The organism is Pontibacter pudoricolor (assembly GCF_010092985.1).
Classification (GTDB): Bacteria; Bacteroidota; Bacteroidia; order Cytophagales; family Hymenobacteraceae; genus Pontibacter; species Pontibacter pudoricolor.
Window position 1 is genome coordinate 519075 of sequence record NZ_CP048106.1, and the last position, 15021, is coordinate 534095.

The 15021-nt window shown below is 47.0% G+C and carries 12 protein-coding genes; 6 read left to right on the forward strand and 6 right to left on the reverse strand.

Features of this window, described 5'->3' with window-relative positions; translation table 11 throughout:
- Positions 1–35: 35 nt before the first annotated feature.
- The 4 genes from GSQ66_RS02235 to GSQ66_RS02250 form a co-directional block, all read right to left on the reverse strand.
- On the reverse strand, positions 36–308 hold the full coding sequence (locus tag GSQ66_RS02235) for a DUF4242 domain-containing protein (RefSeq protein ID WP_162425966.1): 273 nt from the start codon (positions 306–308) through the stop codon (positions 36–38).
- Between the two features lie 229 nt (positions 309–537).
- A complete protein-coding gene (locus tag GSQ66_RS02240; RefSeq protein ID WP_162425967.1) occupies positions 538–1176 on the reverse strand; it encodes an NADH-quinone oxidoreductase subunit B in 639 nt (212 codons plus the stop codon).
- Between the two features lie 132 nt (positions 1177–1308).
- Positions 1309–1737 (reverse strand): NADH-quinone oxidoreductase subunit A, encoded by a 429-nt coding sequence (locus tag GSQ66_RS02245; RefSeq protein ID WP_162425968.1) that lies wholly within the window; start codon positions 1735–1737, stop codon positions 1309–1311.
- 42 nt (positions 1738–1779) lie between these two features.
- Entirely contained in the window at positions 1780–2217 is a 438-nt protein-coding gene (locus GSQ66_RS02250) for a CBS domain-containing protein (RefSeq protein WP_162425969.1), read from the reverse strand.
- 433 nt (positions 2218–2650) lie between these two features.
- Here GSQ66_RS02250 and glgX point away from each other — a divergent pair, with 433 nt between their 5' ends.
- Both glgX and GSQ66_RS02260 read left to right on the forward strand, forming a co-directional pair.
- Positions 2651–4828, forward strand: coding sequence for a glycogen debranching protein GlgX (glgX, locus tag GSQ66_RS02255; protein WP_162425970.1), 2178 nt, complete (start codon positions 2651–2653; stop codon positions 4826–4828).
- 56 nt (positions 4829–4884) lie between these two features.
- Positions 4885–5346: a DUF4268 domain-containing protein gene (locus tag GSQ66_RS02260; RefSeq protein ID WP_162425971.1), complete on the forward strand. Its 462-nt coding sequence runs from the start codon at positions 4885–4887 to the stop codon at positions 5344–5346.
- Between the two features lie 760 nt (positions 5347–6106).
- On the opposite strand, the gene GSQ66_RS02265 is transcribed toward GSQ66_RS02260, so the two are convergent.
- Positions 6107–8584 carry a penicillin-binding protein 1A gene (locus GSQ66_RS02265; RefSeq protein WP_162425972.1) on the reverse strand — a complete coding sequence of 826 codons (2478 nt, stop codon included), beginning with the start codon at positions 8582–8584 and terminating at the stop codon, positions 6107–6109.
- A 179-nt stretch (positions 8585–8763) separates the two neighbouring features.
- Between GSQ66_RS02265 and GSQ66_RS02270 the strand changes: the two genes are divergently transcribed.
- Positions 8764–9489 carry a Mut7-C RNAse domain-containing protein gene (locus GSQ66_RS02270; protein ID WP_162425973.1) on the forward strand — a complete coding sequence of 242 codons (726 nt, stop codon included), beginning with the start codon at positions 8764–8766 and terminating at the stop codon, positions 9487–9489.
- Between the two features lie 159 nt (positions 9490–9648).
- Here the strand turns inward: GSQ66_RS02270 and GSQ66_RS02275 are convergent, their stop codons facing one another.
- Positions 9649–10947, reverse strand: a complete 1299-nt coding sequence (locus GSQ66_RS02275; RefSeq protein WP_162425974.1) for an NCS2 family permease — start codon at positions 10945–10947, stop codon at positions 9649–9651.
- A gap of 147 nt (positions 10948–11094) precedes the next feature.
- Here GSQ66_RS02275 and GSQ66_RS02280 point away from each other — a divergent pair, with 147 nt between their 5' ends.
- The 3 genes from GSQ66_RS02280 (at position 11095) to ligD (ending at position 14919) form a co-directional block, all read left to right on the forward strand.
- A complete protein-coding gene (locus GSQ66_RS02280; protein ID WP_162425975.1) occupies positions 11095–11430 on the forward strand; it encodes a hypothetical protein in 336 nt (111 codons plus the stop codon).
- A 27-nt stretch (positions 11431–11457) separates the two neighbouring features.
- Positions 11458–12243, forward strand: a complete 786-nt coding sequence (gene ku / locus GSQ66_RS02285; protein WP_162425976.1) for a non-homologous end joining protein Ku — start codon at positions 11458–11460, stop codon at positions 12241–12243.
- A 141-nt stretch (positions 12244–12384) separates the two neighbouring features.
- On the forward strand, positions 12385–14919 hold the full coding sequence (gene ligD / locus GSQ66_RS02290) for a DNA ligase D (protein ID WP_162425977.1): 2535 nt from the start codon (positions 12385–12387) through the stop codon (positions 14917–14919).
- Positions 14920–15021: the final 102 nt, after the last annotated feature.

Genomic DNA, 15021 nt, shown 5'->3' on the forward strand with positions numbered 1-15021 from the left:
TTTATTATGGTAAATGTACTCGTGGTTATAGTTGCTTATTCTGCTGTAACCGGATCAATGATCGTTTTCACTTCGCTTACTGAATCTGCTGGAAAACCACCTTTGCGTGCATGTTCGCGCACCATTTCTTCGTTAGGCGCATTATAAATGCAATAGATCTTATCGCCTGTTACATAGCTTTGTACCCACTGAATCTGAGGTCCCATATCCTGGAGCACACCGTTTGATGTTTGAGAAATCTTTTTTAATTCTTCGGCGGATAGCTTTCCTGCTCCCGGAATTTCCCGCTCGATTACATACTTAGGCATAGCTTTATACTTTTATAGTTTATCAGAAACTCACAGTTTTGGAAAACGCTGTGAGGTCAGTATTTATACTTTTGCTGTACTAGGTTTGCAGTTTTGCTTCCAACTGCTAGGCTATAGTTTCATAGCGAAGACGCAACGTATTGCGTCTCTACAAATCCTTAACTTTTTAACTTATACTTTTCTAACTTTCTAACTTTCTAACTCTTAGGCTCCTAAACACTCAAACAAACTATAGTTCGTCCGGCGACCGGAACTCTGTCATCTCATCCCAGCGTTCACGTTTTCGTGCTTTCACTTCAATCTTATCCGGTTTGATAACGCCTTGATCCCCAATGGTCCAGCTGAGTGGGCGACGTTCTTTTCCCACACTTTCAGCCAGTAACATCAAACCTTCCATAAAGGCATCGGGGCGGGGAGGGCAGCCGGGCACATATACATCGACCGGTAAGAATTTATCCACGCCCTGCACCACACTATAAATGTCGTACATGCCGCCGGAGTTGGCGCAGGAGCCCATCGAGATGACCCATTTCGGTTCCATCATCTGCTCGTGCAGGCGCTTTATGATCGGGGCCATTTTAATGAAAACCGTACCGGCTATGATCATGATATCTGCCTCGCGGGGAGTACCGCGGATAACTTCTGCACCAAAACGGGCTACATCATATTTAGGGGTCATGGAGGTGGCCATTTCTACAAAACAGCAGCTCAAACCAAAATGGAACGGCCACATAGAGTTTTTGCGCCCCCAGGCAACCAGGTCCTGCACGGTGGTAAGCATAATACTTTGCTGCACGGTTTCCTCGTAAGAGCTGTTGCCCTTTACAGTGTTAGCAGGTTCGTCCGGTTTACTAAGCCACCATTTCATAGGCGTAGAGGTTTGGTGTTTATAGTTTTGTCAGTACATCAGGGCGAGGGTGGGGTTGGTAGTTATGGCGCGTTGTTCGTGAACCGAACTATAGATCGTATATCTTTTGTCAATCAGTCTTTTGCCCGGAAATCAAACTGCCGGCTTTTGCATGCGTTTGTAGGCTGCCAGTATTTTTTTGCCATCCGGACCAAAATCCAGTGCGCCCATGCGCCATTCGTATACCAGCACCACTACCAGCATCACCATAAACACGGCCACGCCGGCATAACCATACCAGCCCAGCTCGCGGAAAGCAATAGCCCAGGAAAGTATGAAAACCGTCTCCACATCAAATATTACAAAGAGCATGGCCACCATGTAAAACTGCGACGAAAAACGAATACGTGCGGAGCCTTCGCTAACTATACCGCCTTCGTAAGGCTCTGTCATGGCGCGGCCCTTGCCACGCTGGCCCAGCACATACGATATACCAAGTATAGCACCAACCAGGCTCAGCACGATAGCGCCGTACACCAGCAGGGGCCACAAAGGCACGTTATTTACTTCCGAAGCGTCCATGATGCTTAAGGTTTTGCTACACGCAACTATACTTTCTGGTACTTATTCCTGGTGGCCGGTAATGTAATGCTCCAGCTCTTCAATTATAAATTTCTGTTCTTCAATCATGTACCTTACAATGTCACCGATGGAGACAATACCAACCAGTTTGTTATTATCGAAAACCGGCAGGTGCCGGATGTATTTGCTTGTCATAAGGGCCATGCATTGCTCCATGGTGGTGTCGGGGGTTACTGTTACAGGGTGCTCGCTCATAATCTCTTTTACAAGCGTTTCTTTGGAAGCTTTGCCTTTCAGGATTACTTTGCGGGCATAATCCCGTTCGGTGATAATACCTGCAAAACGGCCGTTGTTCATCACTACAAGAGAGCCAATATGGTTTTCTTCCATTAGCTCAAGTGCGCTGTAAACCGTGGTTTCCGGACTCACAGAAATTACACTGCTGTGTTTTTTCTGCAGAATGCATCGAACAGTTCCCATACTTCCCCCTTCCGTAAATAAGTTAATTTGAATATTTAGAACTATATACGAGCTTAATTAAAAAAGGTAAATAAAATATTCGTTAGTTTATGTTTTGTGCAATTGCTCATAAATAGCACGATTATAATTTCTATAGTTGGAAGTGGTTGATAGTGAGATAGTAATGTCTGAATATTGCGTGTGTTTATGCCTGTAATCGCAATTTTAGACTATAAATGGAGATGGGAATCTGTGGTATAAGTTAGTGATATGATATAGTTAAGAACTATAGGTATATCTGAAAAGTCATATTCTGTGAAGCAGGTTGCAGATTGGTTTTTAATGTTTTTATAGTTTAGGTAGTCTCAACTATTTGCCTGTAACAAAGTATAATAGATGCACTTTAAATGTCACCGGATGCACCGGGTAACACGGCATTACTAACCTGATCTATATGAGTATACCAATATACCCTGGCAACCCGTATCCGCTGGGCGCTACCTGGGACGGAGAAGGAGTTAACTTTGCACTCTATGCCGACAATGCCACCGGCGTTGAACTTTGCCTGTTTGATGATATTTCAAGCGAGCAGGAATCGGTGATAATAAAGATGGTGGAGCGTACTCATCAGATCTGGCATACTTACCTGCCTGATATAGGGCCTGGACAACTATACGGCTTTAGGGTGCAAGGTCCGTACGAGCCTGAAAACGGGCATCGGTTCAACGATCATAAATTGCTCCTGGACCCTTATGCCAAAGCTATTTCAGGAGCTGTTGAGTGGCACGATTCCTTGTTTGGCTACAAAGTAGGTGACCCGCAGGAAGATATGAGTTTTAGTGAAACCGATAGCGCCCCTTTTATACCCAAAGCTGTTGTAATTGACCCGAACTTTGACTGGGAAGGTGATAAACTGCCTAAAACACCTTACTTCAGATCAATCATTTACGAAACGCATGTAAAAGGCTTTACCTACACACACCCCGACATACCCGAAGAAATACGTGGTACCTATGCTGGCCTGGCGCATCCGGTAACTATAAAATACCTGCAGGACTTAGGCATAACTGCTATTGAGTTAATGCCAGTCCATCATTTTATAAAAGACAGGCACCTGGCTGAAAAAGGCCTTACAAACTACTGGGGCTATAATTCTATCGGTTTCTTTGCCCCGGATGTACGCTATAGCAGCAGTGGCACACTGGGGGAGCAGGTAGTTGAGTTTAAAAACATGGTGAAGGCATTCCATAAAGCAGGAATAGAGGTGATATTGGATGTGGTATATAATCATACCGCTGAAGGTAACCACATGGGGCCAACTCTTTCATTTAAGGGAATTGACAATGCATCGTATTACCGGCTTACCGAAGACAACAAGCGTTTCTATATGGATTATACCGGTACTGGAAATACGCTGAATTCAAGTCTGCCAAGTGTACTGCGCCTGATCATGGATAGCCTGCGTTACTGGATTCTGGAGATGCATGTGGATGGCTTCCGTTTTGACCTGGCCTCAACGCTTGCCCGCGAACTGCATGGAGTTGATAAATTGGGGTCTTTCTTCGATATCATTCACCAGGACCCTGTCATATCACAGGTAAAACTGATTGCTGAACCATGGGACATTGGTGAAGGCGGTTACCAGGTTGGTAACTTTCCGGCCGGCTGGACAGAATGGAATGGTAAATACCGGGATTGTATGCGCGATTACTGGCGTGGCGAGCACAGCATGCTGGCTGAGTTTGCCGAGCGTTTTACGGGCAGTTCCGATCTGTACCGCGACGATTACCGCCGACCGACTGCCAGTATCAACTTTATAACCGCCCACGATGGGTTTACCTTACACGACCTGGTTTCTTATAATGAGAAGCACAACGAGGCTAACGGCGAAAATAACCAGGATGGTGAAAGTCACAACCGTTCCTGGAACTGTGGCGTGGAAGGCCCGACCGATGACATGGCTATAGTTGAATTACGCCAGCGTCAGAAGCGTAACATGCTTACAACGCTTTTTTTATCGCAGGGAGTGCCGATGCTGGTGGCAGGAGATGAGATAAGCCGTACCCAGCAAGGTAACAACAATGCTTATTGCCAGGACAATGAAATATCCTGGTTAAATTGGGAGAAGGCTGATAAGGAACTGCTTGAATTTACCCGTAAGCTCATACAATTACGAAAAGATCATCCTGTATTTTGCCGCCGCCGCTGGTTTCAGGGTATGCCCATAAAAGGTTTAGGTGTAGAAGACATTGCCTGGTTTCTGCCCGATGGCACTGAAATGACGGACGACCACTGGAGCCATGACTATGCTAAAACACTTGGAGTTTATATGAACGGCCATGGATTGCGCAGCGTGGGACCTAGAGGAGAGCAAATGATCGATGACGACTTTTATGTGATTTTCAACGCTCATCATGAAGCCCTAAAGTTTAAACTTCCTCCAGAAAAGTATGGCGCCAAATGGAGTAAAGTAATTGATACGACTACCGGCCATATCGGGGAAAACGGTAAAGTTTATAGTTCAGGCAAAATGCTGGAAGTGGGCCCCAGATCGATTGTCTTGCTGCATTCAGAAACGAAGAAAAAACCAAAAGTTGCCGAGATGGCCCGTAAAGCAGGTGAACCGATTTAATGGCATAGTTGCTCCCGAAATTTCAGATTGTCGGGAGTAATTGCCAATTTTGCTGCATGTATACACGCGAACAAGCTTCACAACTACGGCAGGCCTTCTGGACAACTTTCGGGCAATATATTGCACCCCATTTGTCAGCAGATGGATACCGGACGAACTGGTCGAACTATAAGACGGGCCTGAAGCATGTTTACTTCCGGATGCGTGCCGAAAAGAAAACGGCAACTATAAGCATAGAACTTACCCACCCGGACGCTGAAATACAGGAACTTTACTTTGAGCAGTTTGAAGAGCTGAAAACCCTGTTGCATGAAACGTTGGGGGAAGAATGGGAATGGGAGCTGCATGGTGAAGACGAAGAAGGCAGAACTATAAGCAGAATTTACAAAAAGATTTCTAAGGTCAACGTTTTCAACAAGGAAGACTGGCCGGAACTGATTTCGTTTTTCAAGCCCCGTATTATTGCATTGGATGAATTCTGGAGTAATGCCAAGTATAGTTTTGATGCCTTGAAATAAAATTATCCTATAGTTGCTCTTCTGTCATTTCGACGTCAGGAGAAATCTGGGTTCTATAGTTTGATTTTCTACTCCTTGAACCTAGCCTTTTCTTCTATAGCCGATTCTAATCCTGGGAGCTTTACTAACCTACAGTTCTATAGTTGGCTTTGATGCCCTCACGGCCGGGAGGATCGCGCTGCTGCTTTCTTGCTACCCTCGTACCTCGGGTTGCCTGGCGGCACCGCAACAAAGCAAAGGCGCTCAACCCAAAGACTGTGATCAGTTCGATAGCTAAACTATAGTTGATTGGAGAGGCTATAGTTGCATCGCTTTATCGTGGTCATAATTCCGGAGGGACAGGTCGCGACCTGTCCGATCATGGTCTGTGTCTATTGAATTATAAATGAAACTATAGCAGAGTCAGATTTCTCCCGCTGGTCGAAATGACAGCTTGAAAAACTGTAGCAGAAAGTCCCCCTTTAAAGGGGGCAGGGAGATGACAAACAGAAACTATAGAACTATAGCTAGACTATTGCAACAACAGAAAATTCCCCTCTCGGGAGGGGCAGAGGTGGGTTAAAACAGCAACGATAGAACGATAACCTCAACTATAGCAAAGGCCAAAAGCTCCTTCCACTGTTCTGGGGGGAGGGGCCCTCGATAAAAGAGGAAGGCAGGGAAGGGTTGAAACGCCAACTATAGAACTATATCTGCAACTATAGCAATTCCCTTATCCCAGAAATCCTTTAAATCTCCCTTAATCCCGGTTCAGACAGTTTTAGTCCTGTCCGCGTTTTTCTTTACGTTCCCGCTTACGTTCTTCGCGACGTTTTTTTCGTTCTTCTTTCCAGTCTTTAAAGGTGTCTTTTACCTTTCCACCTACATTGTCAAACAGCCTGTCGAAGAATGTTTTATGAGGAGGCTCTTCGCGGAAAGAAGGACAATCAACCAGATTTTGCAGATAGGGAGCAAGTTGAGTGAACTGGCTTTTATAGTAGCCGACATAGGCAGGGTCTAAAGCAACACGTTTTGTAAAGTCTCCCCAGATGGGTAAGGCGGTGCCGGAGCCCTGGCCTAGTGCTAATGTCCTGAAGCGCACTTTCGGACTTTCGGCGCCTACCCAAACGCCTGTTACCAGATTCGGAGTTATACCTATAAACCAGCCATCCGCATTATCCTGGGTTGTACCGGTTTTACCCGCAATATCCATTTGTAACCCAAATTGAGACCGTAATTTGGCAGCACTACCTTCTTCCACTACGCCCTGCATCAGGTAAAGCATAATGGCAGCGTTAGATTCAGAAATAGCTTTACGTACGGGCCTATCTAGATCATTCTTTAAAAGTACTTTACCACTGCGGTCTTCTATCTTACTGATGTAAATTGGCTCTATCTTGTATCCCTGGTTAGCTATAGTTGCATAAGCATTTACCATTTCATAAAGCGACAGATCTGCAACGCCCAGCGCAAGAGATGGCACTTTGGGTATGTCACTTTCTATTCCCAACCGGTGTGCAACATCTACTACTTTATTTACACCAGCCTTCATCATTACCTGCGCAGATACCGTGTTTACGGAATGTGCCAGTCCGCCACGCATGGTATACTCGCCACCATATTGCTCATTTGCATTTCTGGGCGCCCAGTCGTCGTATTCCGGATACACCACGCGTTCGTTCGGGAACCAGGTGCAGGGCGCCACACCACGTTCTAAAGCAGCGGCATATACAATCGGTTTAAACGTAGAACCCACCTGGCGTTTAGAGCGCACATGGTCATACTTAAAAACATGGTGGTTTATACCGCCCACCCAGGCTTTTATTTCGCCAGTATACGGGTCCATCGAGAGGAGGCCGGCGTTCAGAAATTTCTGGTAATAGGCCAGCGAATCCATTGGCGACATGGTGCGTTGCTTGCTGCCCTGCCAGCTGAACACATTCATGGGGCGCTCTTTTCGGAAAGCTTCCATGATCTGGGCATCGGTTTTACCGTCGGCTTTTGCTTTTTTGTAACGGTCGGTGCGGCGCAAGGCCTCCTGCAGAAAACCAGCATCGCGACCCCACGGGTTGCGGCCTTTCCAATGGGCATCAAACGTGCGTTGCAGGGCAGCCATTTTATTGCGTACAGCTTTCTCCGCGTGTGCCTGCATGCCGGCATCTATTGTGGTATAGATTTTCAGACCATCGGTATACAGGTTGTAGGGCTCGCCATTCTTATTCTTTTTAGATGCCACCCATTCTACCAGTTCCAGGCGCAGCTGCTCCCGGAAGTAGGGTGCCATGCCATCATTATGGTTTGTGACAGTGTAATCCAGCTTCAGCGGTTTCTTTTTAAGCGCTTCAGCTTTTCCAGCTTCCAGGTAGCCATATTTCACCATCTGGTTCAGTACCACATTACGGCGTGTTTTCGATTTTTCAGGGTTCAGGCGCGGGTTGTAGGTGGTAGTAGCTTTCAGCATGCCTATCAAAACAGCAGCTTCTTCGATTTTAAGGTCTGCGGCAGATTTGTTGAAGAAACGACTCGAAGCGCGCTCAATCCCATACAGGTTTCCGCCCATCGGCACCGTGTTCAGGTATAGTTCCAGCAGTTCTTCTTTACTATAGATGCCTTCCAGTTTGCGGGCAATGATAATCTCTCGGAGCTTATTTACCGGCATATCCCAGAACCAGAAATTTTGGCGGGGATACAGGTTTTTAGCCAGCTGCTGGCTAAGCGTACTGCCACCGCCTGCACTCTGGTCCTGCATCAGGATAGACTTAACTATAACCCGGCCCAGGCTGCGTACATCTACCCCGGCGTGTTCATAAAAACGGGCATCTTCGGTGGCAACCAGCGCATGTATAGCAGCAGGAGCAATGTCGGCGTATTTTACGTTGGTGCGGTCCTGTATGTAATAGCGGCCCAGCAGTTCGCCGCCGGCAGCATACACTTCCGAAGCCGTGTTGTTTTGTACCGATTTCAGTTCGTTACGCGATGGCATGGCACCCATTGCGCCCATGTACACGAGCAGGTAAAAAAACGTGAAAAGCAGCACCAGGTACAGGCCCGAACGGTAAGCAATGCGCGCAACCGATCTGCGGTCGCGCTGCCAGTTAAAGGTGCGCAGCCTGGCCCATTTCTGTTTCCAGTAAGCTAAAGTTAATTTCGGTTTCTGGCTCCTGAAAAAGGTCGTCCACTCCACCTTCATAAATCTGGCTAGTGGCTCCAGGATGCCGATAACAATGAGTCTGATTATTTTTAAAAGCGCTCGCTTCATGTATGCTGTTAAGTTCACTGCCTGTAACTATCGTTTATTCCTGGCAGCTGGCGGACTGAACACAAATACTGCGCCATATCCCGGGTCCGGTTTGTAACGTAATTACCGGCAAAATTGTGCAATTATAGTTTAAATTCCGGGATTAGGTTACGTATCTATAGTTAAACTATAAACAAACCATGGCAGGCATTGCTCGTTTTAAATTTCATGCTTCGCTCAACGATTTCCTGGAGCCTCGCAGACAAAACACCTGGATAGACTATAGTTTCCCGGAAAGTCCGGCTGTAAAAGATGCCATTGAAGCATTGGGCGTGCCGCACCCGGAGGTAAATGCTGTAGTGGTAAATGACAGAGCGGTTGACTTTACCTATAAACTACAGCCCGGCGATGAAGTGGAGGTTTTCCCTAATGGCTTCCCGGCAACTATAAACCTGATTCCCAACTATAGTTTACCTAACAGATTTGTACTGGATGTGCATCTGGGCAAGTTGGCAAGGCTACTCAGGCTTTTGGGGTTTGATACAGTTTTTGATCCGCAACTCTCTGAAAAAGAACTGGTAACTATAGCTGTAAACGAAAAGCGGATTCTGCTGAGCCGTGGCGTAAATATTCTGAAGCATAGAACGATAGTTTATGGCTACTGGCTACGCTCGCAGCAACCGGAAGAGCAGTTACAGGAAGTGATCCGTTACTATAGTTTAGCCAGCGAGTTTCATGTTTTTACACGTTGCATGGTTTGCAACGGAACTATAGTTCAGGTACCTAAAGACCAGGTGCAGGAGCAACTTCCGCCTAAAACCAAACTATACTTCCACGAATTTTACCAGTGCCGGAACTGTAGGCGCGTGTACTGGAAAGGCTCGCATTACGAGCGCATGCAGGAGTTTATCCGCAACCTGACTTAGAGGTTGTTTAATATTTATTCACTGGGCTGCAAACTGGCTTTTACGGAACCTGTCTTCGTCTCTTTTTCGCGCCATAGCGCTGCTATACCCTCAAAAGTAGACTCGTCAGAACCCTTAAAATCCACCTTTCGCTTCCAATAATAAATATCAAACAACCTCCTAGTGTACAAACAAGGCGAGAATGCAGAATATATCGATTATCCAGAGCGTGATCGGGATTTTCCGGTACTCGCCATCAACTACTTTCAGCAAGGTATAGCTCAGAAAGCCCCAGATAATGCCCTGTGTAATGGAATAAGTAAAAGGAATGAGCACCATCGCCAGGAAAGCCGGAATCGCATCGCTCAGGTGCAGCCAGTTAATGCGGATAACCGGGCGGATCATGAACGCGCCAACCAGCACTAGCGCCGGAGCTGTAGCAATAGTCGGAATCATAGACAGCAGCGGTGCCAGAAACAGGAATGGCAGAAACAACATGCCCGCCACTACAGCAGTTAGTCCTGTGCGCCCGCCCGCTTCAATCCCCACCGCCGACTCCACATAAGCTGTAGCCGGACTGGAGCCCAGCAAGCCTGATATGGTGGTAGCCACAGCATCCACAAGCAGCGAGCGTTTGATGTTGAGCGGCTCGCCATGTTCATCCACCATGTTAGCAGCTTCGGCCAACCCTACAAATGTGGACAGGCTATCGAACAGATCAGTAAAAACAAAAGCGAAAATAACAGGCCATAGTGCAAACTGCAGCGAATTAATAAGGTCGAGTTTCAGGAGCAGGCTGAAGTCCGGTGCAGAAAAGATACCCTGGAAATTAACTATCGTTTCGGTGCCCCACCAGCGGCCCAGAGGGTAAGCCAGCAAGGTGGTAACGATGATCCCGATAAGGATGCCGCCCTTTACATTTTTAACTAATAGCACCGCTGTAAGCAGCAGCCCGGCCAGGAAAGTAAGTATAGCAGGGCTCAGTTCATTTACGCCAACTATAGTTCCGGGCGTCTGTATTATAAAACGCGCATTTGACAACCCGATAAGCGTAACAAATAAACCAATGCCGGCGGCAATGGCATAACGTAGCGGCTTGGGTATGGCTTTGATAATGTAAGTTCGGATATTGAAAACTGACAGCAGCAGGAACACAATGCCAGACCAGAACACAGCTCCCAACGCGACAGTCCACGGTATGTTCATGCCGATAACGGCAGAATAAGTGAAGAAGGCATTCAGCCCCATGCCAGGCGCGATCAGCACCGGGTTGCGGGCATAAAGGCCCATCGCCACGCTACTTAAAAAGCAGACTAGCACGGTAGCTGTAAGCACTCCCGAAAATGGCAGGCCTGCTTCGCTGAGGATGCTCGGGTTAACCACAATGATATACGATGCAGCCAGAAAGGATGCAATTCCGGCAAATAGCTCGGTCTGCAGCGTTGAGTTATTTTTCTTCAGTTCGAAAAAGTCTGGCATAGGTAAAGCAGGTTCAGTAACTATAAACTCCTTACGGGAATCCCGCAAAAGTATTAAAAATACGCCTTAGCGAAGCATAAAATAGCAAAACACTATACCTATGGCAACTTCAAGCGTTTAAGTCTATTAAACTTAAACAGAGGTAACATGCAGAATAAAGAAGAACTGACAACCCTTACAAAAGTGCTGACAAATGTACGTAAGGAGGGTTATAAAACTGATTTTACAGTAGGCGACGATGGTCTGATGCACACCATGGACAGCAAGCTGAAGTTCGGTCCGGACCAGTTAAAGATCGTGAATTTTTACCGTTTCGAAGGCGAAAGTAACCCCGATGACATGGCTATACTTTATGTACTGGAAACGAATACAGGCGAGAAAGGGACTATTTCAGATGCATACGGTACTTATTCAGATTCCCAGGTAGAGGCCTTTATGCGGCAAGTGCCGGATATGGGTAAAAATCTTGACAGTCGCAGCTAACTAATACACAACGCAAACTATAAAACTATGAGAACAATTTGGAAGGGATCGCTGGGCTTTGGCCTGGTCAACATCCCTGTAAAAATGTATAGCGCCACCAAAGACCGCCGTCTCGATTTTGACCTGATCGACCGCCGCAACCACGCCCGCGTGCGCAACAAACGCGTGAACGAGAAAACAGGTGAAGAAGTGCCTTACAACGAGATAGTAAAAGCCTATAAATATGAGGGCAAATACGTGGAGCTGACCGACGAAGAACTGGAAAAGGCAGAACAGGATAAGAACACCATTATACAGCTGGATTCTTTTGTAGAGGAAGAAGACATAGACGAGATCTACTTTAAAAAGCCGTACTACCTGTCTCCCGAAAAAGGAAATAAGACGGGCTATGGTTTGCTGCGCGATGCCTTGCGCAAAACCGGTAAAGTTGGAATTGCTACGGTGGTGATGCGCGGCAAAGAAGACCTGGCTGTGATCCGTCCGCTGGGCGATGCGCTTGTATTGCAGAAACTTCGCTTTGTTGAAGAAGTGAACGAAACCCAAGACCTGGACCTGCCGCATAAAGTAGATATTGGCGGAGCGCAGTTGGATATGGCGGTAGAGCTTATCAACCAGTTTACCACCGATTTCGACATCCGCGATTACCACGATACTTACACCGAAAAGCTGATGAAAACGATAGAAGCCAAGGCAAAAGGCAAAAAGAAACCTGCGGCTAAAAAGGTGGAAACTATCCCAACCAAAACAAAAGACCTGATGGCTCAGCTCAAGGCCAGCCTGAGTTCTGGTCAGCCACGTATGCGGGCATCTTAGTTTAGGTTCATGTTATCCGCTGCTCGTTAATGGCGAACTATAGTTTCCGGATTCCGCAGCTGATAATGTGAACAGCAGACTACATTTTTTAACATTCAGAGTGATCCGATAAACGACTAACGATCAACGAACAACGATATAATGGGCTTACAGAAGTATAACCAGAAACGTAATTTCGGCGAAACACCCGAACCGGAAGGAAAACAGCAGAAACATAAAGGACAGCTACGTTTTGTAGTGCAACGGCACCAGGCATCCACACTGCATTACGATTTCAGGCTGGAGATGGAAGGCGTGCTTAAAAGCTGGGCAGTTCCGAAGGGCCCTTCCATGAACCCGGCAGACAAGCGCCTTGCCATGCATGTAGAAGATCACCCCTATTCGTACCGCACCTTTGAAGGCGACATACCGGAGGGCAACTATGGCGCCGGCCACGTAGATATCTGGGACGAAGGTTACTATAGTTCTGTGGAGACAGATGACCCCAAAGAAGGGGAGAAGCTGCTGTTGCAGGGGATGGAGAATGGAAGTATCAGCTTTGTGCTGGATGGTGAGAAACTACAGGGCGCCTTTTCGTTGGTGAAGATGAAAGGCCGGCAGGAAGGAGCCTGGTTGCTGATGAAGAAGAAAGACGAACACGCCGTTGCAGATCACTACGACAGTGAAGAACACCTGGGGAAGATCGCTAAAACTACAGCAAAAAAGCCTGCAACTAATAACGCTTCTACCAAATCAAACAAGACTAAGCCAGCCGCTAAAAAAGCAAAGATGCCGCACAACATTGTGCCTATGATGGCGAAGCTCACCGATGGACCTTTTGATGGCGACGACTGGATTTACGAGATAAAGTGGGATGGTTTCAGGGCGGTGGCAGAAGTGCAGGACGGCAACGTGGAACTATACTCGCGCAACGGCAAATCGTATGGCGAAACCTACAAACCTATTCTTGATAGTTTAAAACAGTTGGGGCAGGATGCCGTGCTGGATGGTGAAATTGTAGTGCTGAACGATAAAGGATATGCTACATTTCAGCAGCTGCAGAATTATCAGAATACGCCATCAGAGCACCTGTACTTTTATGTGTTCGACCTGCTATACTTAAATGGAGAAGACCTGCGCGAGCAGCCTTTGCTGGAGCGCAAAAAGCGCCTGGAAGAATTGTTAGCGGATGAATTGCCGGCTGTTCGTTATTCGGATCATGTGGTGGGGAACGGGATAGCTTTCTTTAAAGAAGCGCAGCGAAATAATGTGGAAGGCATTATGGCTAAAAAAGCTGACAGTCCTTACCGCACTGGCAAGCGCAGCCCAGAGTGGCTTAAAATTAAAACGCACCTGCGCCAGGAAGCCGTAATCGCCGGTTTTACAGAACCAAAAGGCAAACGTAAACATATCGGCGCATTGCTGCTTGGTGTGTACGAAGATGGTAAACTAACCTATGTAGGTCAGAGCGGCAGCGGCTTCAATACCAAATCTTTGGGGGCGCTGAAAGCTAAACTCGATAAACTGGTACAACCGGAAACGTCGTTTGTGGGCAAGGTGAAGCCTAATGCCCCTGCTACCTGGGTTAAGCCCGAATTAGTTGCCGAAATTACTTTTGCCGAATGGACCAGGGAAGGCATTATGCGGCAGGCGATTTACGAAGGGTTACGCGAAGATAAAAAGGCAACAGACGTCGTACGCGAAAATGCCATACATACAACCGAAGCGGTAGAAGAAGCAGAACATCAACCCAAAGCAAAGAAAACGGAAACAAAGAAAGTGGCGACATCAAAAGAAAAAAACCGGACAACTCAGACTATAGGCGGGCAGGAAGTACAGTTCAGCAGCCTGGATAAACTATACTGGCCCGATGAGCAGATTACCAAAGGAGACCTGATTGACTATTATCAAACTATAGCCGATGTAATTCTACCTTATTTAATGGACAGGCCGCAGTCGCTTTTCCGCAACCCGGAAGGTATTGTAAAGTCCGGTTTTTTCCAGAAAGACATAACCCATGCCCCGGATTGGGTACGCACTATAAAATTACGAGCCGAAAGTACCGGCGAAGATGTGGAATATTTAGTATGTGACGATAAAGCAACGCTGGCCTACATGAATAACCTGGGCTGCATTCAGTTAAACCCCTGGAACTCCCGCACCGCCAACCTGGAAAAACCGGACTATATGGTATTAGATTTAGACCCAGGCGAAAACACGTATGATGATGTGGTGGAAGTGGCGCTGGCAACCAAAGAAGTGCTGGATAAAGCGGGTGCGACAGCTTACTGTAAAACATCCGGGGCAACGGGTATGCACATTTTTGTACCGCTTGGAGCAAACTATAGTTTCGATCAGGCGCGTGACTTTGCGCATTTGGTAGCGCAACTGGTGCACGAAAAGCTGCCTAAACTGACCAGTCTGGAGCGCAGTCCGAAAGAGCGCAGCAAGCAGGTGTACCTGGATTTTCTGCAGAACTCCATTGGGCAAACTATAGCTGCCGCGTACACAGTTCGGCCAAAACCAGGCGCCACGGTTTCTACTCCGCTCAGTTGGGATGAGGTAAAACCAGGACTGACTCCGGAAGCCTTCACGATCAACAACGTGCCAGCACGGATTAAGGAAAAGGGTGACTTATTTAAAGGAATACTGGGCAAAGGTATCGATCTGCAGAAGTGCCTAGAGAAACTTAATTGAATTTGTCTGAACCGGGAATAATAAAGTTTTTTTGATATATTTAGGATAACCCTGTCTATTCCGCTGGTGCGAGCTTGTAGCTCGTACTTACTTAACTTTATT